Origin of the sequence: Actinoplanes campanulatus (genome assembly GCF_014647795.1) — a bacterium.
GTDB classification, from domain to species: Bacteria; Actinomycetota; Actinomycetes; order Mycobacteriales; family Micromonosporaceae; genus Actinoplanes; species Actinoplanes campanulatus.
In genome coordinates, this window is sequence record NZ_BMPW01000017.1 from 70333 (window position 1) to 92429 (window position 22097).

Here is a 22097-nt window from a genome sequence, read left to right on the forward strand (position 1 = left end):
CCAGAGCCCGGCCCTGTGGGAGGATCCCGGCCATGGACACGCGCCCCCTGACCGAGCGGGAACGCGCCGTCCTCGACACCCTGCTGGCCACGAATTTCGACGGCGCCGCAGAGTTGCGCCGGCAGGCCGCCGACGTCCAGGTGACCGGTGGCTGCGGGTGTGGCTGCCCGTCGATCGACTTCCGGGCGGGCCGCGGCATGATCGTGCGTGTGGACGCCGTGGTCCACGGTGGCCACGACAGCCTGTTCCTCTACACGTTCGCTGACCCGGAGCACGGTGAGCTGCTCGGCGGCATCGAATACGCCGCGGTCGGCGACGAGCGCCGCACCGAGCTGCCGCCACCCGACCGGCTGACCATCACCCCCGCCCGCCGATGATGATCGAGCTGCCGGACGGCTCCTGGTGGGACTGGGAGCTGTGGCGTTTCGACGGCTCCCGGCTGCGGCTGACCGCCGGTTACGACCTGACCTACCACCACGGCCTCGAGCTGGTCTTCACCGACGTCTGCTATCTGTCGTGCCCGGCCCGCTTCCAGGACCCGCGGTTCCGGGAACCGACCGACGCCGAACTCGCGCGGGTACGCCGTTACACCGGTGACGACGCAAGGGTGGTCGTTGCCTTCGACATCGAGGCGCAGACCGGCCCCGGCCTGGTCGCCTGCCTGATCGCCGCCGACAGCGTCGAGGTCGCCCACGGCCTGGTCCGCCGCACGTGACCGCTACCGGTCATGGCTCGATGGGGCGGATCCGGGTGTTCTGGAACGACGTGTAGAGCCATGCGCCGTGCCGTTTGACGGCGACGTTGGTGTTGATGGACAGTGCCTCCGCCGTGCAGGCGGACTGGCCCGGCCACAGCACGCACCCGGTCCGGATGACGACGGCCGTGTCCGGCTCGACGAACCGGATCCGCTCGTCCTGCTGGGAAAGCCGGGTGCCCCGCAGGTAGGTGGCGAAGTAGTGGCCCATGCCCCGGGCGATCTCGGCCCGCCCGGCCAGGTGGTCGCCGCTGAACGTGACCACGTCGGCGTCCGGCGTGTAGACCGCCGCATACGCCGGACCGGAGCCAGCGGCCCACGCGGCGTCCTGACGGTCCCGCAACTGGCGCAGAGCGGCCAGATCATCGTGGCGGGTGGACGAGGCGGACGCCGGCCCGGCCGCCGGGATCAGCGCGGCGGCCAGCACGACGGCCGCGGCGAGCAGGTTCCTGTATCGGCTCATGCCGGTAACCGTAGGAACCCGGACCGCTACCGCAGAACGCCCTCAGGAGGGATCCCGCCCTACCCCCACAGGGGGACACCATTCTGTCCGACCGGTCCGGATCAGCGATCTAGCATCTCCTGATGGAGGGCGAGCAGATCGAGCGGGTCCGCGACTTCAACCGCTACTACAACCAGCGCTTCAGCGCGCTCGCCGACCGGTTCCTGGGCCGCGAATGGCCCCTCGGTCAGGCCCGGCTGCTGTACGAGGTCGGCATCCGCAGCGACCTGCACGACCTGTGCGCCCGCCTCGGCCAGGACCGCGACCACGTGCGGCAGCAACTGGGCGCGCTGGCCGTACAGGGTCTGGTGGTGCTGAGTGACCGGACCGCCGCGCTGACCGACGCGGGTCTGGAGAAACGCGCGGAGCTGGACCGGAGCGCCGACGCCGGGATCACCGCGCTGCTCGGCGAACTGACCGGTGGGCAGCGGCACCGGCTGCTGGCCGCGCAGGACGAGATCCGGCGGGTGCTGCGGGCGGCCGCCGTCGTGGTCGAGGCGGTGCCGCCCGATCTGCCGGCGGCCCGCGACTGCCTGTCCCGGTACGCCGCCGAACTCGACGTCACCTTCCCGGAGGGCTTCGACGCGGGTGTGCTGACCCGTCCCGAGGAGGTGACCGGCACCCAGCTGCTGGCCGTGGAGCTGGGCCGCCCGGTCGGCTGCGGCCTGTGGTTGCGCCTCGGCCCGGGGGTCGCCGAGATCCGCCACCTGTGGGTGGCCCCGGAGGCGCGCGGCCTCGGCCTCGGCCGGAAACTGCTGAGCCGCCTGGAAGTGGACGCGGCGAACAACGCCGTCAACACGGTACGGCTGGGCACCCATCCGCTGCTGACCGAGGCGGTGGCGCTGTACCGGTCGGCCGGCTACGACGACATCGGCGGCTACAGCGACAACGCCTACAACCAGTTGGCGTTCGAGAAGGTGCTGGTCAGGACGGACGTGGCCGGATCCGGGCCGGGTCGTGCGGACGGGACGTGTCGACCATCTTCGGTGTTCGCATCTCGTCGCGGCGCAGCGGTGTCAGCGTCTCGTCGATAGCGTCCATGATCAGCCGGGTGGCGTGCATGGCCCGCACCCCCGGCGTTCCGGTCTCGGCCGCCGACAGGTCGACCGGCCGGTCACCGAAACGCACCTGCACGACCGGGCGCCGCAACAGCGCCTTGACCAGCGCCCGACCGAGCCGTTTCGGCGCCTCGTAGGGGATCGCCGCGTGCGTGCCCCACTGGGCCACCGGCAGCACCGGCGCCCCGGACATGGCCGCCATCCGCGCGGCGCCGGTCTTGCCGCGTTCCGGCCACATCCACGGATCCAGCCCGATGCGCCCTTCCGGATAGACCAGCACCGCCGAGTTCTCGCCCAGCGCCTTCGCCGCGGCGGGCAGCGCGTCGGCGACGTGGGCGGTGTTGCGGTCGACCCGGATGTGCCCGCAATGCCGCATGACCGTGCCGACCAGCGGCGCCCGGAACACGCCACCGGTGGCCATGAACCGCGGCGCGATCCCCACCTTGTGGCACGCCGCCATGATCACCACCGGGTCGAACGGGCTGACGTGATTGGCCGCCAGAATGACCGGGCCGCCCCGCAACGGCGCCGGCAGGCCGCCCGAGACCCGCAGCCGCACCAGCGGGAACGCCACGATCCGCGACAGCGCGAGCAGCAGCCGCCACAGCCGCGGCACACGCCAGACAGGTGAGGTCTCCATGAGGCGAGAATGATTGCACGATCCCGAGATCGTCCTCTATCCGGCTCGGCGCGCCACCCGGTCCGGCGGCTACTTCGCGCCGCATGATCCTTTTCCGGTACGCGGCCCTTGGGGACTAACGTTCGGGAAAGTCACGCTAACCGAGATCAAGCGATAGGCGCGCCGATAGTGGTGGTTTTGATGTGGCGCGAGAAGTTTTCTGACTCCCGCCGAAGGGGCGGTCTACGGCCGGTTCACCGGGCCATGTGAGCAGGCGGTCCTTGATAGGTTCTTCTTCCTGGACGATGCGGACCGGAACCCGATCGCGTCCCAGCGCGGTGATCACAACCGGTTGGGGGTTCAGCCTTCAATTGGTGACGGTTCGTCATCTGGGCCGGTTCTTGGAGGATCCGCTCGACGCCACCCCGGACGGGGAGTGGCGGGCGCAGGTGGTGGAGCGGTTTCAACACGGTGCGCGGGTTCGTGCGGCTGCTGTGCCAGGTGATCAGCTTCGGGGCGACGGCCGAGGCGGTGCGGGATCTGCCGACGTTGATCGACGCCAAGGAGTCCGTCCGGGTGACGCCGACGGGCGGCTGCACCTCGGCAAGGACGACGCCCTCGAAGACCCGCCGAGCCTGACCGACCTGCGCAAACGCCTCGACGGCATGATCTCCCCGGGTCAATCTGTCCGAGCAGATCCTGGAGGTGATGAGCCGGCACCCGGACGTCCCGTCGGTGTTCACCTCGGTGACGGCGGCCGGGCGAGGCTGGGCGGACCTGCACGTCTCGGTGGCGGCGCTGCTGACGGCGGCACACTCGCTCAACGTCAGCTTGTCCCCGGTGCTCGACGACGAGCTCTCGGCGCTGGCCCACGTCGACCAGCATTACCTGCGGCCCGACACCTATGCCGCGGCCGACGCGGTCCTCATCGACGCCCGGGCCGACATCGCTCTGGCGCAGGCGTGGGATGGCGGGCTGGTCGCCGCCGTCGACGGGGTCCGGTTCGTGGTGCCGGTCCGCAGCATCGACGCCCGGCCGAACCCGAAGTACTTCGCCCGTAAGAAGGGCGTGACCTGGCTCAACATGATCTCCGATCAGCGGATCGGGCTGGCCGGGCGGGTCATCTCCGGCACACCGAAGGACACGCTGCACTTCATGGACCTGGTCGCCGGTTCCGGCTGCCCGACCTCGGCGGCACCTGGCGGCCATTGCGGGACTTCGACCAGAGCGGCCCAACGAGCAGGACTGATCGGCCCGGCCGCGGCAGTTGCCCGCTCACCGCGGCCGGGCCGGGGGATCACCGGCCGGACATCCCTGGCCGTGTTGAGTTCGCGGCCTCTACGAAGGGTCAGGCATCCGTCAGAGACAGTAAGGCGGAGGCGCGTGGGGTGGAGATTGCTGAGCTGAGGAGCCCGGTAAGAGGTGCACAGCGGCTACCGGGCCCGGCGGAGTTTATGGCGTCTCCACCAGGAGGGTGCCGCACTCATCGGGGGTGTGGTGCCTGATGATCTCGGCGGCATCCAGCCGCGCGGTGTGTGCCGCGCTGGCTTCAGACGTGTGCCTGCCCAGACGCATCATCAGGTACGGATGGTTGAGGTCGGGCACGGCACGGCGCAGGGCTTCGTGGGCCTGGGTGTTCTCGATCGGTGCGCTGAACGGCAGTACCGACACGCCGAGCTGGGTGGCGAACAGCCAGCCGGCGGAGAGCGCTTCGCCGGCGTGCAGCCACTCGATGTCTTGATCACCTTCGCCGTGCAGCACGGCGAAGGTCGCCGCCCGGTCGTGGTCTCCGGGCCGGGTGGGTAGCCGTAGGCGGTCGACGGTGCCCAGGATGCGGCCGGCGCCGGTCCATAGCGCCAGTTGTTCGTGCCATTGCGCCTCGGCTGCCTCGATGTGCTGCGCGTGGGCGGCCGCCAGCGTGAGCGTGAGGACTTCATCGGGGCGCAGGATGTGCACGCTGATGTCGTGTGAGGTGAATGCCTGGCTGAGGGTCCGCAGATCGAGCGGCCCGAGCGGGCTGCCGGTGACGGGGCGTAGATCGGTGTGTCGCTGCCGGATGGCCCGCGCCAGTCTGGCGGTCCCGGCGCTCGCTGAGGCGGGTCCGTCGATGTGCAGGCGCGCCACATGGTGGGCACTGCTCGGGTGGGGACGGCGGTTGACGGTCACCCGCCATCCCAGGGCGGCCAGGGTGAGACGGGCGTGGTGCAGGGCTGCACCGCAACTGATCATGTCGAGGAGCCTGACGGGACCGCGGCCGCCGTTCATGCGATCGGGATCCAGATACAGATCCATGGCATTACCGGTGAGACGCCATCGCCAGGGCTGTGTGTTGTGGGCCGACGGCGCGCGCCCTGCTGCGACGGCGGCGCGGTACAGGGCCTGTGTCAGGATTCTCGGGCGCACCGGACGTGTCGTGTGCCGCGTGGCTGCGGTCATCGGATCGCCTGTCGGCGGGACGGCGCGCGCCTGCTGCCGGCCATGTGGCCGCCTTCGTCTTCCCACGCGTCCTCGGCTACGGCGACGGGCGGTGCGCTGATCGTCAGGGGTATGTGTTGGGCATGAATGACGTTGGTGGCGGTGGCAGCGAGGATCATCGCGGCGTCCGCCGAGGCGTCCGTGATGTGCGGGGGGACGACCAACAAGTCAACGCGCGAACGGTTGGCGCAGATCGCGGTGAGCAGGCTGAGAGGCTGGCTGGTGAAGTAGCCCAGGCGCAGGATGCGTCCGGCCACGCCCAGACGTCGAGGGTGGGTGTCCCAGCCGTCGGCGCTGAGGATCAGCCGGGTGACGGGTCCACGGAGGGTGCCGATGGCTAGAACGAGGCCGGGCAGTTCGGTGACGGGGTCGGTCGAACGCGGCCACCAGCCGCCGTCCAGCAGGGTACGACTCGAGCCGGTGGGTTCCATCCGCAGTCGTGGGGGCAGTGGCGGCGATAGTGAGGCGCTGGTCATGCGGTCGCGGGGTGCCGTGGTCGTTGTCATGGCAGGTCCTTTCTGCCCGTCGCCGGTGTCACGAGTCGGATCCGGCGGCGGGCCAGGGTTGAGCGTGCGCTTGGTTCGATGGAACCGGTCAGTTGCCGTGGCCGCGGCGATACAGGCGGCGCAGCTGGGTGATGCGGGCGGTGCCGACCACGACGGCCAGGATCGTCGCGCCGACGGCCGCGATCAGCAGTGCCAGGGCAAGTGGCAGGCTGGTGTGCGTCCACAGGAAAGTGACCTCGACCCTGCGGGTGTTCTGCACCATGAAGACGATGAGCACCACGCACAGCGACGCGGCAGAGCAGACGGCGAACCAGGCGGTGCCAGTGCGAGTACGAGGTACCCGGCTATCGGTGGCGGACGCTAGCGACGTGGGCGGCGAGCCGGTGACCTCGTCCGCTGCTGGAGCGAATCGCGGGCGATGGAGATCACTGGACACGACATCCCCCTCGGGGGAGAGCCGGTGTGGCGGGCACCTCGAAGTTGGGATGTCGTCGGTTCCGGGATAACTCCACCGTACGCCTGTCAGTTCGGTAAAGACGATTCTCGGGGTGCCGACTTCCGCTGACCGATACGAACGATGCGTGGGCCCGCTGGGCGACAGGGGCCCCCACGATCCCGTTACTGTCTCCACCAGACACGATCCGAGTGGCCGAGAATGCTCCCATGAGGGCGACCTATCTCACCGGAAACGGGCCGTGCTCGGTCTGCGCGGGCGAGTTGGCGGGCTGACGGCACGAGCAGCACGCAGCTGTCACCGACGATCGCGGGACCGGCCGCGCGCAGGTCCCGGACCAGATCCTTGGTCTTCGCGTCCGTCGGGCCGGTGGCCGGGACCACCTCCAGGATCGCCGTCTTTCTTGGCGTCGTCGAACACCGCCGGGGAGACCGACACCACCCGGCAGTGTCCGCCATCCGCGTCCTCATCACCTCGACGGCCTTCTCCGGGGCGGGCGCACCGCTGGTGTCGACCACCAGCATGAGCGGGCCGTTGAAGCCCGGGCCGAACGCCTCGGCCAGCGCGTCGTCGGCGCGGCGCTGCGTGGTCGAGTGGACGTGGACTCGTCGCCGGGCATGCCCAGTTGCAGGTTCGCGCCGAGCAGCGCGACCCCAAGCCAGCACCAGCACCGGACGGCGCAGCACGAAGCGGGCCCACCGGGTGCCGCCGCGGCCCTGCTCCGTACCGATGGCGGTGACGCTCCGGCCGTTGGCGGCCTCGCGCCGCGCCGACGGGGCGAGCACCCGGTCGGGCATGAAGCCCAGCACCGCCGGCACCAGGGTCAGCGCCACCGCGACGGCCACCACTACGGCGGCGACCGCGGCCAGGCCCATCTTGGTCAGCATCGACATGCCGGCCAGCGCGATGACCACGGTCAGGCCGGCGAACGCCACGGCGAACCCGGCCGTGCCCACGGTCCGGGCCACCGCGTCGATCGCGCAGAGCCCGTGCGCGCGTTCCTCGCGGTACCGGGAGACCACGAACAACGCGTAGTCGATTCGAATCGCACACCTGTGTACGCGGCCGTCGCGTCCCGGCTGACCGAGCCGGCCTCGAACGGGCTGTCGACGTGCGCCACCTGGGCGCCACCGGCGAGCCGCTCGACGGCCGCGTCCACCGCCGCCCGGAAGGGCCTGTCGGTGATCTTCGCGCCCGGCGGGGCCACGAAGACGACGGTGGCCTCGCCGGCGTCCACCGTCATGCCGGGGAAGCGCTGCCGCATCAGGTCGGCCCAGCCGGGCCAGTAGGGTTGCCAACTGATCTCTCCAAGAACGATGTCGGGCGGTGAGATCAGCCTCGCCGGAACCGGCACCCCGCGTCGTCGTGCCGTCAATGGCAACGGCCTACGGAATCCGCACCGCACACCTGGCCCACCGGCTACCGCATCTGCAGTAGCCGCCCTGCGGGTGGAGCAGCCCGGAAACGGGGGACAGGACGCGGGCCGGTGCCCGACCCTCGACCCATGACGATCTCGCGGCTTCTCCGTGCCGGCATGGCTGCCACCGTGACCCTCACCTGCATGCTCACCTGCCCGGCCCCGGTCGCCGCTCTCCCGGACGACGGCACCGCCCCCGAGCTGACCGCGGCGCAGCGCAGGGTCCTGCTCGAGGCGACGGCCCGGTTCCGGGACCCGCGCCGGGCGAAGGCCGCCGGCTACCTGCCGACCGACCACTGCGTGCCCGGCATGGGCCACCACTGGATGCACCCGGGTCACGCGGCCGACCAGGCGGTCGACCCGGTGCTGCCGGAGATCCTGCTCTACGTGCCCGGCCGGGACGGCACACCGGTCCTGGCCGGGATCGAGTACTTCAAGGCCGACGCCGACGGCAGCCTGACAACCAGCGGCGACCGGCCCACCCTGTTCGGCCGGCGGTTCGACGGCCCGATGGCCGGTCACGAGCTGCCGCCCGGAAACCCGCCCATGCCGGTGCACTACGACCTGCACGTGTGGCTCTACCAGCACAACCCGGTCGGTGAACTGGCCACCGAGAACCCGCGGATCACCTGCCGGTGAGTTCGGCCACCAACCGGCCCACGGCAACCGTGCCGCACCGGTGAGTGGCTAGGCTCGAAGGCGGCGCCGCAGGCCGCGGCCGCTCCGGACGAGTGCGTGTCGTACCCGGCTCTGACAAGACGACCGCCGTGAGGTGAGTTCGTCATGGCCTGGCTCGTTCTGATCGTCTCCGGTCTGCTCGAAACCGTCTGGGCGATCGCCCTGGACCGCAGCGCCGGTTTCACCCGCCCGCTGCCCACCGCCGTCTTCGGCGTCGCGGTCACCCTCAGCATGCTCGGCCTCGGCTACGCGCTGCGGACCATCCCGGTCGGCACGGGCTACGCCGTGTGGGTCGGCATCGGCGCGGTCGGCACCGTCCTGGTCGGCATGATCGCCCTCAACGAGCCGGCCAGCCTGCCCCGCATCGTCTGCCTGCTGCTGGTGATCTGCGGCGTCGCCGGTCTCAAGTACTTCCACTGACACCGGAGTCTCACCGACACCGGGCGGCCGCGGCCTGGCACCAGGCCGCGGCCCACCGGTCAGCCGGCCTCGCCCAGCTCCGCCAGCCGGGCCTCGACCTCGGCCAGCTCGGCCCGCAACCGCTCGGCCTGCTGCTGCGCCTCGGCCCGCTCGGCGGACAGGATCTGCTCGACCGCCTCCTGCACCCCGGGCACGTCGATCAGCGACACCATCTTCAGCGCCTCGGCCGGCTTGATCACATAGGGGCGGGCCAGCGCCTTGGCGCCCTGGTTGGCGGCGACCGTCCACTCGCCCTCACCGTAGGCCAGCGTCACCGTCAAACCGGGCGACGGCTTGACCTTCGCCGGGCGGGCCACCTTACGTGGCGCCGCCGGCTCGTTGCTCTCCTTCACCTCAACAGCTTCCTCACTCTTACGCTGGACCGGCGGTTTCGGCGGCAGCGGCTTGTCGATCAGGAACTCGGGCCCGGACAGCACCGGCTCGGCCGGTGGCTCCGGCGCCGGGGCCACCTTCTTCGCCGGCACCCCCTTCGGCGCCACCCGCAGATCGGTGGGGGAGAAGGGCAACTCGTCACGCCCGAACCTGACCACCACCCACTCGTCGGAGACCGCCGGATCCTCCAGCGCCACGACCTGCCCGATCTGACCGGAGATCTGCCCCGCCGCCTCGGTGAACTGCACCCGCGGCTTACGCCCGGCCGCCAGCGCCTCCCGGAACTGCTCCAGCTGTTCCGCGCTCAGCCCACCGGCCTCCACACTTGCCGCCGTCATCACCCAACCACCTTCGTACGCCTGTATGAGAGCGGCTTCTTTCTACCAGCACCCACCGACAACAACAGCGCACCACACCGAAGTGATCAAGTGCGGAACGGGGGGCGACCGGTCACGCAGTACTCCCGCCCGGCCGGATCCACCAGCGTCGTCCAGTCACCCGGCACCCGCCGCACCACCCGCGCACCCAGCCCGGCATGCCGCGCCACCTCGGCATCCACGTCGTCACAGGCCAGATCCAGATGCATGCCGGCCGCCTCGCCGCCGGTGCGCTGCATCAGCAACCGCAACGGCATCCCGGCCGGCGGAACCAGGAAGGAGAACTCCGGCAGATCCGAGAACCCGCGCTCCCACCCGGTCAGCGCAGCCCAGAATTCCACCTCCCGGTCATGCACCGCCTCCGGCAGATCCAGGCACACCTGATCCACCAGACCGTGCCGCCCACCCGGCCGCACGCTCTCCCCGGCCCACTCCACGAGGCAGAACAGCAGCCCGGCGGGGGACCGCAGCACCGTCAGCCCCTCCGCGATCTCGACCAGCTTCGCCCCGAGAGCGGTCGCCCCGTACGACGCGGCCGGCAGATCGTCGACGTGCAGATCCAGATGCACCCGCGCCGGACCGTCCCCGACCACCTGCACCCGCAGAAACGCGTCCCCCGCCGCGGGCAGCAGCGTCGCGAACGTGCCGTCCTCCCGCCAGTCCGACAGACCGTAACCGGTCACCGCCTGCCAGAACGGCACCGCCACCCGGTCCGGGGCGTCCAGGAACCCGGTCATCCACCGCACCGCGATCACGCCACCCGCCCCGTCCGCATCGCCGCCGCCACATCCGGGCGCCCGAAACCCTCCGCCGCCACCGCGGCCCGCTCCCACGGATACTCCACCGCCGCGAACGACACCTCCCACCGCCCCGACACGTCGTCGACCACCGCATAGCGGGCGTGCGGCGACCCCGCCTCCATCCGGTGCGGATACGGCTCGTCATCGGCATAGGCCGGCCAGCCCACACTGCCCGGATTCACCAGCAGCGCCCCACCCGGCAACCGCATCGAACCGGCCAGATGCGTGTGCCCGCACAGCAGCAGCGAATACCCGGACACGTCCCCGAGCCGCGCCACCACCTCACCGGCCGTCGCCTCGCGCGCCCCCGACGCCTCGACCGTGTGCATCAGATACCGCAGGTCGTCGTCCGGCGTACCGTGAAATGCCAGCACGCCGGGTATCGGGGACCGCACCGCGGGCAGCGACCGCAACCACGCCCAATGCCGCTCGGAGAGCACCTGTCTGGTGACCCGGTCGGCCATCCCGATCCGCTCCGGCCCGAAGGTCAGCAACTGCCGCTCGTGATTGCCGGCCACGGTCGGCAGACCCAGGCCGATCAGCCGGTCCGCCGTGCCCACCGGATCCACATAGCCGGACAGCAGGTCACCCAGATTGACCGTCAGATCGACGCCGTCGTCCTCGATCGCCGCCAGCACCGCCTCCAGCGCCGGCAGGTTCCCATGCACATCGGAGATCACCGCTATTCGCATCCGGCCATCCTCCAAGATCCACCGCTCAGACCGGAAACCCATTCTGAAACGCGAGCCGATCGTCCGCCCCGACCGCCAGCCCCTGCAGCCGATCGTCGAGCGACATGAACGCCTCCCACACCGCGATTCCCGACACGTCCGCGATCCGCCGCACCAGCAACTGTTCCAGGTCCTCGACCCGGTGACCCTTCCAGACCTTGTCGGCCACACTGACCAAATGGTCGTCCACACCGGCCCGCGGGTCATGCCACGATCCGTGTGTCCCGGCGAATCTCGCCAACCCCGCCGGCACACCACGCTCCAGCAGCAGCCGCTCACCGGCCGGCTCATGCCGCGACCCCGGCACCGACAACTCCTCCGGATGCAGCACCTTGCCGATGTCATGGGTCGCCGCCCCGAACAGCACCGCCTCCCGGTCGAACACCACCGCCGGATGCGCCGCCTCCAGCCAGCCCGTCAGGTCGCGCGCCACCGCGAACACCGCCCGAAGATGCGCACCCAGCCGGGCCGGAGCACCCACCGCGACCAGCAACCCCACCGCCTCCGGCGGCAATTCCGGCCACGGTACGGCACCGCCGCGCACCGCACGCTCCAGCGTCGTCACAGCGCGCCGACCATCCGGGCGAAATGCTCCCGCACCTCGGGCGACCGCGCGGCGACCACACTCCACACCGCGACACCGCCGGACACCGCCACCGCGACCCGCGCATCACCCTCGAACCGGTACGTGGCGTCACACCCCTGGTTCAGCGCCCACCCGTACGTCGTCGGCAGCGGCCGCAACCACCCACCCAGCCCGGCGATCGCACCCTCCGGCAACCTGTGGTCGAATTCCGTCACCGTGTCGCGCTCCCGCCACAGCAACGTCTCCCACAGCCGCGCGTACACGTACTCCGAAAAATGATCCGCATAGCGCGACCCGCCGAACGACACCGGCGGATCGTCCTCGCCCGCGCCCGGATCGACCGTCCAGTCGCCGCAGCCCTGGCCATCAGACTCCAGTACCAGCGGTTTCCCGCCAACCCGCAGATCACCCGCCCGGGCGATCAGATTGTCCCGGCAGACGGCCGCCATCCGCTCGTCCCCGCCGTAGCGGAACCACTCCCGCACGGCCGCCGGAAGCGACCCCACCGCAATCTCGTCACCGGGACCACCGACCAGATCGAAAGCCGCCGCGTTCCACAACATCCGGCGATTGTGGCAGGATCGGTGCTCATGCTCGACAACCGAAAGGGCCATGCCGCGTAGGCGCCCGCACGACCTGCGCCGCCCGGACCCCGCGCCCGGCACCCCGCACACCGACATCACCGGCCTGTCCCACCGGGCCAACGCCGCCATCCGGCACGTCGAAGACACCCGCCTCCGGCCCGGCGCCACCGCGAAAGCACTCGCCATGTGGCGCGAACTGCTCGACCGGCCCGGCCGCTGGCTCGACGGCGACGCCGTCATCAGCCCCGGCCTCGAACCCGAATCCGCCCGCGACACCCTCCTCGACGTGACCCGGCGGCTGCCACCCGGACCGCGCCGCGAACTCGAACGCCTCCTGAAACCCCTCGACGACGACTTCTACCGCCGCACCACACCCCAGGTCCTGAACGGCGGCGAAGACCTCACCCGCTGGTGGTGGCACCGCGACCGCGAACTCTAGGACGACGGCGGCAGGGGGAGCGGCAACCCCGGCAGCCCGTCCACACACGTGTCCCGGATCAGCTCCGCCCGCACCACGATGATCGTCCGCAACCCGTGCCGCGAATGGTCGACAGTGGGGAAGTGGGCGAGCAGATCCGGACCCATCCGAGCATCCTCACACGAGCAGATCCGCATCCTCGATCACCAGTGGCGACCATCGCGCCGCCCCCGTCCGACCATGCTTCGGATCGACCGCAATGAACCGGCCACCAGCCGCACGCGTCTGCGTACGCCGGGCCTCCCAGTCCACCGTCGACCGCTGCCGGATCCGCTCCTCACACATCCAGCTCTCATGCTGATAGCTGACGATCGCCGAATGCCCGTGGATCTGCGAGAACGGCATCCACTCGGCCAGCCAGCCGCCGTACAACTCCGGCGGCTCCACCCACAACGGCCCGCCATAACCCCACAACAACGGCTCCGGCCGGGTGTTCAGCAACTCCGCCGCCGTCACCGGCCCACCCAGATCCCGCCACACCGCCGGCGACAACCGGCATGCGTGATCAGAAAATCCTCACCCCCACCGGTACGGACAGCAGCCGCCACCCGCAACCGCTCCGTCAACCACCACCGCTCCAACAGCCGCGCATCCGGCTCCGACAACGGCTCCGGCCAGAACGGCTCACCACCGACATACGGCGCCTCATGATTACCCAGCAACTGCACCCACCGCGGCGAACCCTCCGCCATCCGCTCCGCCACGATCCGCAGCGCCCCCGGCGTGTCCGGCCCACGATCCACCAGATCACCCACCTGGACCACCACCGTGTCCGGCGCCCCGATCAGCGGCTCCAGCACCCGCGCCAGCTCCGCCGAACAGCCACCCACATCCCCGATCACCACCACCGTCGTCACACCGGCATCGCCCCGGCCAACTCCCGCGCCAGCGCCATCAGCCGCTCACCATCACCAGCTGGCGCGATCCCGCCGACACCCACCGAAACATCCCGCCGACTCGTGCCGACCTGCCCCGACAACGACGGCAACTCACCGCCCGCCCGCTGCACCAGCACCATCGCCGCCGGCAGAAACCCCTCCAACAACGACCGCAGCACCGCATGACTCGACGCCCGGTACTCCCGCACCAGCGCATCCACGAACGGCACGAACACGTCCAGGTCGACCTCGTACTCATCCCGGCAGTTGTCCACCACACCCGGCGGCAAACCCACCACCGGAGCCACCGCCGCACACGACCGGTAGAACAACTGCGCCACCCGATCGGACGGATTCCACAACGTCAGATCATCAACCTTGAAGTACCGACTCACCCACTCATGATCACAAATCCCCGCCGCCCACCGCCAAGCCTGCCCCGGCACACATCCGAGATCAGGGCACGGATCCTCGCGCGGCACGTCGCCACCGGATCGAACCCGGACGGATCAGCGAAGCGATGGCGGTCCAAACCCTGCCGCGCCGACAGTCGCTATCCATTCGGCACATCCAGGAAGCGCCGCCTCTCCGCCCAGTTGAGGCGGGCCTCCGCGAGGATCGCCGCCAGCGTCCCGTGCTGGTAGACGGGCTGGCGGCTGCTGTCGGCGGACTCGCCGAACCAACGCCATTCGGGATTCAGCAGCGGCTCCTGCTCCGCTTTCGGCTCCTGCCAGTTGAGGTGCAGGAACAGGCCGTGCCGGTAGCCGAGCTTGGTCAGGAGATCCTGAACGCTCTCCTCACTGCCACCGCCCCGCCCGGAGGTGATCTTCAGCTCCAGGATGAGGAGGTTGTGCCGAGAACCCTCACCGGTCCGGCGGTGGACGATCACATCAGGGCGTCGCCCGGCGCCTGCGGAATCCCTCTTGATCTCGTCGAGTCCGGCCCGGTTGTACTCGCAGTCGACGTCCCATGACCGGGAGAACTGCGGAACGAGCAGGCGAGCGAGATGGGCGGACGCCGTCAACTCGGACACCGGCCGTTTGCCGTGGTGAGGCACGAACAGCGAGTATTCGTCCACGATCAGATTACGCAGGGCGATTCGTACACGGCTCTCTACGCCGTCTCTCTTCATGGCTTCCGATCATGCACCGCTGGGGCGTGGAAGGCTGCCCTCAGCAACGCAGTACACCAGGCAGGGGAGTGGAACACTTGTACGACGAGTGGCAAATTCCATCCGCCGCGCCTGGCTACCGGCCAGCGAACGGCGGCGACGACGCTGCGGGGAGCGAACGCCCGCATGGCAGGAGTCACGTCTCTGAGTCATGAGCGATTTGAATGCGACGCATGCCCGAGCAGCCGCCTGGTGACTCTCGCGCCGGAAAGGCCGGCGGGCGCTCACGGCTTGGACAGGCCCTCTCCCGGGCCCATATTTGCCAGGTCGATAATCGATATTATGTCAACCAAGCGAAAAGCGGGGCACACCCAACCCCTCCCCACGAGGACGCCGCCGACCCCCGGGCGACAACCCGAAGACCAGCGGCGCCCCACCGCCACCTACCGCTTGAACTCCGTGGTCAGCGAGTACAACCGCTCAGCAAGCCGAGACAACTCGTTGGCAGCCAAAGCCGTGTTCGACGCACCCTCATGCGTCGTATCGGTCGCCGCCGTCACATCCGACATCGAACGAGAAATGTCACCGGACGACTGAGCCGCCACCGCCACACTGCTGCTGATCGCCTCCGAAGCCGTCGTCTGCGCATCCACCGCCCGATTGATCGACACCTGAATCTCATCGATCCGGGCGATCACCGACGTGATCCGCGAGATCGCCTCGATCGCGCTCGCCGTGTCAGCCTGCATCGCCATCATCTTCGCGTCGATGTCCTCCGTGGCATCCGACGTCTCCCGCGACAGCTCCTTGACCTCACCGGCCACCACAGCGAAGCCCTTACCCTGCTCACCGGCCCGCGCCGCCTCGATCGTCGCGTTCAAAGCCAGCAGATTCGTCTGCCCGGCAATCGAATTGATCACGTTGAGAACCGCCGCCACCTCAGCGCTCGACTCCTGCAGCCGCGTCATCGTCTGACTCGTCTCCGCAGCCAGCGTCACCGCCTCCCGGGCCACCGTGGTCGCCTCGGTCACCGCGTTCGAGATGTCACCGATGACCGACTGAAGCCCCTCGGTCGCCAACGTCGCCGAATTGACGCTGCCACTGACCTCCGCCACGTTGCCCGAAGCGCGCTGCGCCTGCTCCGAAGCCACCTGCGCACCCTCGGAAAGCTGCTCACTGGTCGCGGTCAACTCGGTCGACGCGGCCGACAACGCGCTCGCGTTGTCGGTGATCTCACTCACCGCACCACGCATCGTCTCCACCACAGCGTCCAGACTGCGCGACAGATCGGCCAGCTCGTCGCTGCCGTCGACCACCACCCGCGCGGTCAGATCCTTGGCCGCCAGCGCCTGAGCCGCCCGTACCGTCGCGTCGATCCGCCGCGACATCCGACGGACCAGCAGCACCGCCGTACCGCCGAGGGCCAGCGCGGCCACCACCGCGGTACCCAGAGTGAACGCCTTGGCCCGGCCCGCCGTCGCGTTGGCCGACTCGGTCGCGTCGTCGGCGTACTGCGCGATCGTCGCCTCCAGCTCCGGCAGCGACCGATCGAACTGCTGGTAGGTCTCCTCGAACGCCGGCCGCGCCGCCGCCGCCGCGGTCCGCTTCGGGTCGGAATAGGTACGGCTGGCCAGCGTCACGAGCCGCTGGCCCTGCGCCACGAACGCATCGACGGTCTCGTCCATCGCATCGATCTGGCCGGCCACCTCCGGCAGGTTCTGACGAGTCGCGTCCAGCCCGTCGCGCAGACTGCCCACATGGATGGCCAGCCGGTCCAGCACCTCCTGCCGTTCGGTGCTGCTGTTGGTGATCAGGGCGGCCATCACGTCGGCCCGGAACGCCGTACGCGCGGCGTCGGCTCGCTGGGCGGACCGCTGCGCCGCCGCGGCGTCGCGCACGACCGCGTTGCTGTCGGTGAGTTGTGACATGCCCAGGTACCCGATGCCGCCGGCGGCGAGTACCAGTACGAATCCGGCCACGGCCAATGCCAAGACCTGGTGGCGGAGCTTCATGCGCATGTGGGGAACCCTTCGAGATGAACCGACGCTCCGGACATCGGCTGTCGGGGCGGCGTTCTGAGGGCTCAGGTTGCGGCGTCGACCGGCGATAGATAGGTCCGTCGGCCGGAGGTTTTTCGGCGTTCCCCGTCTAGCGGAGAGTAGTTTGATGCGGAAGTTTGCCAGTCTGACCGGCCTTGCCGTGGTCCTCGCGTTGGCCGGATGCGGCGCGCCGGACGAGCGCCGGGCCGAGGATCCTCTTGCCGCCGCCCGGGCTCTGGTGCCGGAGGACATCCGGGCCGCGGGCAAGCTCACCGTCGCCTCCGACCTGATGTTCGAGCCGATGGAGTTTGTCGAGGGCGGTGAGCAGAAGGGGTTCGAGGTGGATCTGGCCACGGCGGTGGCCGACCGGCTCGGACTGTCGCTGGAATTCGTGCAGACGGCCTGGGAGGACCTGCGCCCGCACGTCATCAGTGGCAAGGCCGACGTGGTGATGTCGTCGATGACGGACACCGCCAAGCGGCAGGAGGAGGTCGACTTCGTCGATTACCTCAATGTCGGGTCGTCGATCGTGGTCCGGGCTGACGTTTCCGGCGTGGAGACGCTGGATGACCTGTGCGGGCACCGGGTGGCGGTGCAGGCGGAGTCGATTTATCAGGACCTGGCCGAGAGTCAGGCCAAGCGGTGCCCGGCCGGGCGGCCGTTGCGGATCGTGGTGGCGCCGGACGGCAAGATCGCGGTGCTCGACGGTAAGGCGGAAGCGTATCTGCACGACTATCCGATCGCGGTGGTGGCGGCCGAGAAGGATGCGACGTTGAAGGTCGTCGGCGAGCAGATCGAGGCCGCGCCGTACGGGATCGCCGTCGCCAAGGAGCGTGCCGGGTTGCGGACCGCGATTCAGACGGTGCTGTTTCAGCTGTTCCGTGACGGCACCTATGACGAGTTGCTGAAGAGGTGGAACATCACCGAGGGCAGTCTCAAGACCGGCGCGATCAACGGTGGCGCCTGACGTCGTGTTCTTCGGAGTCCCGTCACCGTTGATCGCGCCGGTGACGGGACGTCCGTGTTGATCGACAGGGTGTCCCCTGATCGCCTGGTGATGGTCTGCTGCCCCTGGTGAATCTGGGTAAATGCTGCATAATATGCCTTATGCAGCATTTGTCCATGTTGGAGTTGATCGACGATTTCCTGGCCGCCCGTGCCGCGCGGAAACCCTCGGTGCACACGCTCTCGGCGTACCGTCGGGATCTTCATCTGGTGTTGCGGCTGGCCGAGCCCGCCCCGCTCACCGTGGGTGACCTCTCCCCCCGCGTGTTGCGGGCCGCGTTCGCGCGGTTCGCGGCCTCCCGCTCCCCCGCTTCGGTGTCGCGGGCCTGGTCGTCGTGGAATGCGTTCTTCACCTTCCTGGTCACCGAGCAGGTGGTGGCGGGAAACCCGATGTCCGCGGTGGACAAGCCACGGCAGTCGGTGCTGGTGCCGAAGCCGTTGCGGGGCGAGGATACGCCGGAGCTGTTGTTACGCGCGGTGAGCAAGGTGGACGAGTCGCAGCGGGATCCGTGGCCGGAGCGGGATGTGGTGGTGCTGGCCCTGGCGTTGTGTGCCGGTCTGCGGCTGTCGGAGATGCTGGCTTTGCGGGTCGGCTCGGTGACGGGGCGTGACGGTGAGCGGCGGGTGGAGGTGGCCGGCAAGGGTGGACGGCCGCGGACGGTGCCGATCGAGGATGGCCTGAGTTCGGCGGTGGGGCGTTATCTGGACAGCCGGCGGGTGCGGTTCGGGCGGATGGGTGCCACCGCTCCCCTGCTGGTGGACCGGCGTGGTGAGCCGTTGCGGCGTGGTGGGCTGCAGTATCTGGTGCGGTCGTGTTATCGGCGGGCCGGTGTGAGTGACCGGGTGCCGCGGGGTGCGCAGTTGCACGCGTTGCGGCACACGTTCGCGACGCGGTTGGCGGAGGACGGGGCGAACGCGTCGGAGATCATGCGGTTGCTGGGGCATGCGTCGTTGGCGACGTCGCAGTCGTACATCGAGGTGACGGCGGAGCAGCAGCGTGCGGCGGTGGCAGCGAACCGGACGAATCGGGTGTTGGGCGAGTTGGTGTGACAGAATCCGGGCATGGACGAGGTGAGCTTCAGTCGGCGGTCTCTGTTCGGGCGGGTGCTGTTGGTGGCCGGTGGCGCGGCGGCGTTGCTGACGTTGACGGGTTGCCCGGGCGGCGACCAGGACGACGATGACGATGACGACGGCGGCGACGAAGAGGACGACTGACCGGGGTACGGCGTGGGCCGTACCCCGTTCTGGTCTTGGTGGTCAGCCGATGTCCACGCAGGGTAGGCCGACGGAGTGCCAGCGTCCTCCGCTGTAGGACCAGCCTTCGGCGCAGACCTGGCCGTCGCCGCGCCCGGGGTAGGCGCGTGAGTCCTGGCGTTTCCTCCTGACTTCGTTGTGGCGCGCTGGCGGTGCCGCTGGTCGAGGTTGTGGAATGCGACGGCTCGGCCTTCGCCGGATCCTGGGTTGTGGTGTCGCCCGAACCGGACGGAGCGTTCGTCTGTCGACTACCCGTGGGTGTTCGGGGTTAACGACCGACTATTCGGGTGCCGGAGCCAGGGTGATCCAGTAGTGGCGGAGGTGGCCGTCGTCGGTGGTGAGGGTGCCGCCGTTGCGTTCGATGGTGCGGGCCGAGGCGCTGTTTTCGGTGAGGCAGAGCAGCAGGACGCGGTCGAGGCCGAGGGCTTGGGCGAGGGTGAGGGTTTCGGCGAGGGCCCAGGTGGCGAGTCCGCGGCCGCGGGCGGTGGGGCGTACGCCGTACCCGATGTGCCCGGTTCTGGGGTTGTGGTGGTGTTGCAGGGTGATGGCGCCGAGGATTTGGCCGTCTTCGGTGATCCACCGTGGGGTGGCCGGGTGGTCGTGGCCGGTGATGCGGTGGATCCAGGTGGTGAAGCCGTCGGGGGTGTCGACGTCGTCGGTGGCGGTGATGCCGAAGCCGTCTTCGTGCAGGCCGGGTCCCCAGTCGTGGCGGCAGTCGAGGAAGGCTGTGTGCATGCGGGTGGTGGGCGGGATGAGCGAGGGCATGGAGGCTAGTCAATCGTGGCGGTGAGGTCTTCGGCGCGCCGGCCCTCTTCGATGATGTGGCCGGCGCCGGGATGGTGTGGCGTCAATCGGGTTGGAGGTCGGTGGCCTGCTTGGTGAGGTGGCGGCGTTGTGCGGGGTCGGTGGTGAGTTCGGCGGCGCGTCGGTAGGCGGTGGCGGCCTCGGTGTGGTGGCCGAGTTGGCGCAGCAGGTGGGCGCGGGTGGCGTGGAAGACGTGGTAGCGGTCGAGTTCGGGGAGGGCGTCGAGGCCGGCTTGTGGTCCGTGGACTTCGGCGACGGCGATGGCGCGGTGGATGGCGACCACCGGTGTGGGGGTGAGGGTGTGGAGGTGGTCGTAGAGGGTGAGGATCTGGTGCCAGTCGGTGGGGGTGCCGCTGGTGTGGACGGCGTTGATGGCGGCTTGGAGTTGGTAGGGGCCGGGCTGGTCGCGGCGTAGGCAGGTGCGCACGAGCCGGTGTCCTTCGTCGATCATGGCGGGATTCCAGCGGGTGCGGTCCTGGTCGGCCAGCAGGATGAGGTCGCCGTCGGTGGTGGTGCGGGCGGGGCGGCGGGCTTCGGTGAGCAGCATGAGGGCGAGCAGGCCGGGGACCTCGGGTTCGTCGGGCATGAGGTCGGCGAGGATGCGGGTCAGGCGGATCGCTTCGGTCGCGGTGCGTTCCTCGTTGAAGATCAAATACAGGGCGAGGAGTACGGCGGGGAGGCGCGCGGGCAGGTCGGCGTCTTCGGGGACGCGGTAGGGGATGCCGGCGTCGCGGATCTTGGCTTTGGCGCGGGTGAGGCGCTGGGCCATGGTGGTTTCCGGGACGAGGAAGGCGTGGGCGATCTCGGGTGTGGTGAGGCCGCCGAGCAGTCTGAGGGTGAGGGCGGTGCGGGCGGCCGGGGCGAGGGCCGGGTGGCAGCAGGTGAAGATGAGCCGGAGCCGGTCGTCGGGTACCGCTCCCCCGTCGTCGGGTTCGGTGGGCCAGAGTTCGTGGGCCTGGGTGTGTTTGTGGTGGCGGGTGGTGTCGCGGCGTAGCCGGTCGATGGCGTGGTGGCGGGCGGTGGTGATGATCCAGCCGGCGGGGCTGGGTGGGATGCCGTCGCGGGGCCAGGTGTGCAGGGCGGTGGTGAAGGCGTCCTGGACGGCGTCTTCGGCGAGGTCGATGTCGCCGAAGGTGCGGATGAGGACGGACACGGCCCGGCCGTACTCGGCTGTGAAGATTGTCGCGAGGGTGTCGGTCATGGCCGTGTCCGCCGGGTTTCAGCCGGTGAAGGCGATGGGGCGGACCTCGATGGGCAGGCCGGTGATGCGGGCCATGCGGGCGGCCCAGGTGAGGGCGGCGTCGAGGTCGGGGGCGTTGATGGCGGTGAAGCCGCCGAGGTGTTCCCGGCCTTCGGCGTAGGGGCCGTCGGTGAGCAGGGGTTCGCCGTTGTTGTCGCGGACGACGGTGGCGGTGGCGGTGGGGTGCAGGGCGGTGGTGTAGAGCCAGGCGCCGGTGGCTTTCATCTCGTCGCTGAGGTCGGCGAGTTCTTTCATGATCGGCTCGAGGGCTTCGGGTGGGGGCGGGTCGCCGACGGGCTGGTACATGGCGAGCAGGTATTGGCGCATGGTGTGGCTCCTCGTCGTGTGGGGCTCTTTCGTGGTCTACACGAACGGGCCGGGCCGGATACGACATCGGGGCCGGGATTCTTCGAAAGAAAGATGCCGGGTCGCGCAGGTGCGCGGCCCGGCATTGTCGGCGGCGGTCAGGCCAGGGTGATCTGGACGTCGATGTTGCCGCGGGTGGCGTTGGAGTAGGGGCAGAGCTGGTGGGCGGCGTCGAGGACGGCCTTGGCGGTGGGCTCGTCGAGGCCGGGGAGTTCGGCTTCGATGGCGACGGTGAGGCCGAAGCCGCCGGTGGGCAGGGGGCCGATGCCGGCGTCGACGGTGATGGCGGTGTCGGTGAGGGTGATCTTCTGGGTGGCGGCGACGCGCTTGAGGGCGCTGTGGAAGCAGGCGGCGTAGCCGGCGGCGAAGAGCTGCTCGGGGTTGGTGAGCTGGCCGCCGGGGCCGCCGAGTTCCTTCGGGATGGCGAGGTCGAGGTCGAGGACGCCGTCGCTGGAGCGGACGTGGCCGCTGCGGCCGTCGCCGGTCGCGGTGGCGGAGGCGGTGTAGAGGGCGGTCATTGTTCGCCTTT

The 22097-nt window shown here is 69.8% G+C and carries 33 protein-coding genes, 1 pseudogene and 1 riboswitch; of the genes and pseudogenes, 13 read left to right on the forward strand and 21 right to left on the reverse strand.

Features of this window, described 5'->3' with window-relative positions; all coding sequences use genetic code 11:
- Positions 1-32: 32 nt before the first annotated feature.
- Positions 33-377, forward strand: a complete 345-nt coding sequence (locus IEZ13_RS29450) for a hypothetical protein (protein ID WP_183224573.1) — start codon at positions 33-35, stop codon at positions 375-377.
- Positions 374-715, forward strand: a complete 342-nt coding sequence (locus IEZ13_RS29455) for a hypothetical protein (RefSeq protein ID WP_183224574.1) — start codon at positions 374-376, stop codon at positions 713-715. The genes IEZ13_RS29450 and IEZ13_RS29455 overlap by 4 nt, the downstream gene beginning before the upstream one ends.
- A gap of 10 nt (positions 716-725) precedes the next feature.
- On the opposite strand, the gene IEZ13_RS29460 is transcribed toward IEZ13_RS29455, so the two are convergent.
- The gene (locus tag IEZ13_RS29460) at positions 726-1217 is read right to left on the reverse strand and encodes an SgcJ/EcaC family oxidoreductase (protein ID WP_183224575.1); all 492 of its coding nucleotides are present in this window, start codon (positions 1215-1217) and stop codon (positions 726-728) included.
- 122 nt (positions 1218-1339) lie between these two features.
- Here IEZ13_RS29460 and IEZ13_RS29465 point away from each other — a divergent pair, with 122 nt between their 5' ends.
- Positions 1340-2290: a GNAT family N-acetyltransferase gene (locus IEZ13_RS29465; RefSeq protein ID WP_183224576.1), complete on the forward strand. Its 951-nt coding sequence runs from the start codon at positions 1340-1342 to the stop codon at positions 2288-2290.
- Here IEZ13_RS29465 and IEZ13_RS29470 read toward each other — a convergent pair.
- The gene (locus IEZ13_RS29470) at positions 2181-2954 is read right to left on the reverse strand and encodes a lysophospholipid acyltransferase family protein (protein WP_183224577.1); all 774 of its coding nucleotides are present in this window, start codon (positions 2952-2954) and stop codon (positions 2181-2183) included. The two genes, IEZ13_RS29465 and IEZ13_RS29470, sit on opposite strands and share 110 nt — an antisense overlap.
- A gap of 199 nt (positions 2955-3153) precedes the next feature.
- Between IEZ13_RS29470 and IEZ13_RS29475 the strand changes: the two genes are divergently transcribed.
- The 3 genes from IEZ13_RS29475 (at position 3154) to IEZ13_RS29485 (ending at position 4340) form a co-directional block, all read left to right on the forward strand.
- A complete protein-coding gene (locus IEZ13_RS29475; RefSeq protein WP_203833954.1) occupies positions 3154-3438 on the forward strand; it encodes a DUF4158 domain-containing protein in 285 nt (94 codons plus the stop codon).
- Entirely contained in the window at positions 3405-3572 is a 168-nt protein-coding gene (locus IEZ13_RS29480; protein ID WP_183224767.1) for a hypothetical protein, read from the forward strand. The genes IEZ13_RS29475 and IEZ13_RS29480 overlap by 34 nt, the downstream gene beginning before the upstream one ends.
- A 69-nt stretch (positions 3573-3641) precedes the next feature.
- Positions 3642-4340, forward strand: coding sequence for a Tn3 family transposase (locus tag IEZ13_RS29485; RefSeq protein ID WP_183224578.1), 699 nt, complete (start codon positions 3642-3644; stop codon positions 4338-4340).
- A gap of 45 nt (positions 4341-4385) precedes the next feature.
- Here IEZ13_RS29485 and IEZ13_RS29490 read toward each other — a convergent pair whose 3' ends face one another.
- From IEZ13_RS29490 to IEZ13_RS29505, 4 genes are all read right to left on the reverse strand, one after another.
- Positions 4386-5369 carry a nitroreductase family protein gene (locus tag IEZ13_RS29490; RefSeq protein ID WP_183224579.1) on the reverse strand — a complete coding sequence of 328 codons (984 nt, stop codon included), beginning with the start codon at positions 5367-5369 and terminating at the stop codon, positions 4386-4388.
- Entirely contained in the window at positions 5366-5914 is a 549-nt protein-coding gene (locus IEZ13_RS29495) for a DUF5994 family protein (RefSeq protein ID WP_183224580.1), read from the reverse strand. The genes IEZ13_RS29490 and IEZ13_RS29495 overlap by 4 nt, the downstream gene beginning before the upstream one ends.
- Before the next feature lie 88 nt (positions 5915-6002).
- Positions 6003-6194 carry a lipopolysaccharide assembly protein LapA domain-containing protein gene (locus tag IEZ13_RS29500; RefSeq protein ID WP_183224581.1) on the reverse strand — a complete coding sequence of 64 codons (192 nt, stop codon included), beginning with the start codon at positions 6192-6194 and terminating at the stop codon, positions 6003-6005.
- A 338-nt stretch (positions 6195-6532) separates the two neighbouring features.
- Positions 6533-7390, reverse strand: coding sequence for an MMPL family transporter (locus IEZ13_RS29505; RefSeq protein WP_203833943.1), 858 nt, complete (start codon positions 7388-7390; stop codon positions 6533-6535).
- Positions 7391-7423: 33 nt separating this feature from the next.
- On the opposite strand from IEZ13_RS29505, the gene IEZ13_RS47985 reads away from it, so the two are divergent.
- From IEZ13_RS47985 to IEZ13_RS29515, 3 genes are all read left to right on the forward strand, one after another.
- A complete protein-coding gene (locus IEZ13_RS47985) occupies positions 7424-7657 on the forward strand; it encodes a hypothetical protein (RefSeq protein ID WP_203833944.1) in 234 nt (77 codons plus the stop codon).
- A gap of 215 nt (positions 7658-7872) precedes the next feature.
- On the forward strand, positions 7873-8424 hold the full coding sequence (locus IEZ13_RS29510) for a hypothetical protein (protein ID WP_183224582.1): 552 nt from the start codon (positions 7873-7875) through the stop codon (positions 8422-8424).
- Between the two features lie 60 nt (positions 8425-8484).
- Positions 8485-8554, forward strand: a riboswitch (guanidine-III (ykkC-III) riboswitch).
- Positions 8555-8568: 14 nt separating this feature from the next.
- Positions 8569-8883, forward strand: coding sequence for a DMT family transporter (locus IEZ13_RS29515; RefSeq protein WP_183224583.1), 315 nt, complete (start codon positions 8569-8571; stop codon positions 8881-8883).
- A 59-nt stretch (positions 8884-8942) separates the two neighbouring features.
- Here IEZ13_RS29515 and IEZ13_RS29520 read toward each other — a convergent pair whose 3' ends face one another.
- The 5 genes from IEZ13_RS29520 to IEZ13_RS29540 form a co-directional block, all read right to left on the reverse strand.
- On the reverse strand, positions 8943-9653 hold the full coding sequence (locus tag IEZ13_RS29520) for a hypothetical protein (protein ID WP_221245928.1): 711 nt from the start codon (positions 9651-9653) through the stop codon (positions 8943-8945).
- 86 nt (positions 9654-9739) lie between these two features.
- Positions 9740-10429 (reverse strand): VOC family protein, encoded by a 690-nt coding sequence (locus IEZ13_RS29525; RefSeq protein ID WP_221245929.1) that lies wholly within the window; start codon positions 10427-10429, stop codon positions 9740-9742.
- A 14-nt stretch (positions 10430-10443) separates the two neighbouring features.
- Positions 10444-11184, reverse strand: coding sequence for a metallophosphoesterase family protein (locus IEZ13_RS29530; RefSeq protein ID WP_183224584.1), 741 nt, complete (start codon positions 11182-11184; stop codon positions 10444-10446).
- 25 nt (positions 11185-11209) lie between these two features.
- On the reverse strand, positions 11210-11788 hold the full coding sequence (locus IEZ13_RS29535) for an HD domain-containing protein (protein WP_183224585.1): 579 nt from the start codon (positions 11786-11788) through the stop codon (positions 11210-11212).
- Positions 11785-12372 carry a hypothetical protein gene (locus IEZ13_RS29540; RefSeq protein ID WP_183224586.1) on the reverse strand — a complete coding sequence of 196 codons (588 nt, stop codon included), beginning with the start codon at positions 12370-12372 and terminating at the stop codon, positions 11785-11787. The genes IEZ13_RS29535 and IEZ13_RS29540 overlap by 4 nt, the downstream gene beginning before the upstream one ends.
- A gap of 49 nt (positions 12373-12421) precedes the next feature.
- On the opposite strand from IEZ13_RS29540, the gene IEZ13_RS46950 reads away from it, so the two are divergent.
- Positions 12422-12832: a hypothetical protein gene (locus IEZ13_RS46950; protein WP_203833945.1), complete on the forward strand. Its 411-nt coding sequence runs from the start codon at positions 12422-12424 to the stop codon at positions 12830-12832.
- On the opposite strand, the pseudogene IEZ13_RS29550 reads toward IEZ13_RS46950, so the two are convergent.
- The 6 genes and pseudogenes from IEZ13_RS29550 to IEZ13_RS29575 form a co-directional block, all read right to left on the reverse strand.
- A pseudogene (locus tag IEZ13_RS29550) lies at positions 12829-12969 on the reverse strand (pyridoxamine 5'-phosphate oxidase family protein); the annotation flags it as partial. The gene IEZ13_RS46950 and the pseudogene IEZ13_RS29550 sit on opposite strands and share 4 nt — an antisense overlap.
- Before the next feature lie 19 nt (positions 12970-12988).
- Entirely contained in the window at positions 12989-13327 is a 339-nt protein-coding gene (locus tag IEZ13_RS29555; protein WP_183224587.1) for a hypothetical protein, read from the reverse strand.
- On the reverse strand, positions 13324-13728 hold the full coding sequence (locus IEZ13_RS29560) for a metallophosphoesterase (RefSeq protein ID WP_183224588.1): 405 nt from the start codon (positions 13726-13728) through the stop codon (positions 13324-13326). The genes IEZ13_RS29555 and IEZ13_RS29560 overlap by 4 nt, the downstream gene beginning before the upstream one ends.
- Positions 13725-14231, reverse strand: coding sequence for a DUF6086 family protein (locus IEZ13_RS29565; RefSeq protein WP_183224589.1), 507 nt, complete (start codon positions 14229-14231; stop codon positions 13725-13727). Before IEZ13_RS29565 ends, IEZ13_RS29560 begins: the two co-directional genes overlap by 4 nt.
- A gap of 71 nt (positions 14232-14302) precedes the next feature.
- The gene (locus IEZ13_RS29570) at positions 14303-14881 is read right to left on the reverse strand and encodes a hypothetical protein (RefSeq protein WP_183224590.1); all 579 of its coding nucleotides are present in this window, start codon (positions 14879-14881) and stop codon (positions 14303-14305) included.
- A gap of 422 nt (positions 14882-15303) precedes the next feature.
- On the reverse strand, positions 15304-16878 hold the full coding sequence (locus IEZ13_RS29575) for a methyl-accepting chemotaxis protein (protein ID WP_183224591.1): 1575 nt from the start codon (positions 16876-16878) through the stop codon (positions 15304-15306).
- A 148-nt stretch (positions 16879-17026) separates the two neighbouring features.
- Here IEZ13_RS29575 and IEZ13_RS29580 point away from each other — a divergent pair, with 148 nt between their 5' ends.
- From IEZ13_RS29580 to IEZ13_RS29590, 3 genes are all read left to right on the forward strand, one after another.
- Entirely contained in the window at positions 17027-17866 is an 840-nt protein-coding gene (locus IEZ13_RS29580) for an ABC transporter substrate-binding protein (RefSeq protein WP_183224592.1), read from the forward strand.
- A 155-nt stretch (positions 17867-18021) separates the two neighbouring features.
- Complete coding sequence (locus tag IEZ13_RS29585) at positions 18022-18954, forward strand: tyrosine-type recombinase/integrase (protein WP_229795188.1); 933 nt, start codon at positions 18022-18024, stop codon at positions 18952-18954.
- Between the two features lie 12 nt (positions 18955-18966).
- The gene (locus tag IEZ13_RS29590; RefSeq protein WP_183224594.1) at positions 18967-19119 is read left to right on the forward strand and encodes a hypothetical protein; all 153 of its coding nucleotides are present in this window, start codon (positions 18967-18969) and stop codon (positions 19117-19119) included.
- A 318-nt stretch (positions 19120-19437) separates the two neighbouring features.
- Here IEZ13_RS29590 and IEZ13_RS29595 read toward each other — a convergent pair whose 3' ends face one another.
- From IEZ13_RS29595 to IEZ13_RS29610, 4 genes are all read right to left on the reverse strand, one after another.
- On the reverse strand, positions 19438-19923 hold the full coding sequence (locus IEZ13_RS29595) for a GNAT family N-acetyltransferase (RefSeq protein WP_183224595.1): 486 nt from the start codon (positions 19921-19923) through the stop codon (positions 19438-19440).
- Between the two features lie 82 nt (positions 19924-20005).
- A complete protein-coding gene (locus tag IEZ13_RS29600; protein ID WP_183224596.1) occupies positions 20006-21163 on the reverse strand; it encodes an RNA polymerase sigma factor in 1158 nt (385 codons plus the stop codon).
- Between the two features lie 18 nt (positions 21164-21181).
- Positions 21182-21529, reverse strand: a complete 348-nt coding sequence (locus tag IEZ13_RS29605) for a YciI family protein (protein ID WP_183224597.1) — start codon at positions 21527-21529, stop codon at positions 21182-21184.
- Between the two features lie 137 nt (positions 21530-21666).
- Positions 21667-22086, reverse strand: coding sequence for an organic hydroperoxide resistance protein (locus IEZ13_RS29610; RefSeq protein ID WP_183224598.1), 420 nt, complete (start codon positions 22084-22086; stop codon positions 21667-21669).
- Positions 22087-22097: the final 11 nt, after the last annotated feature.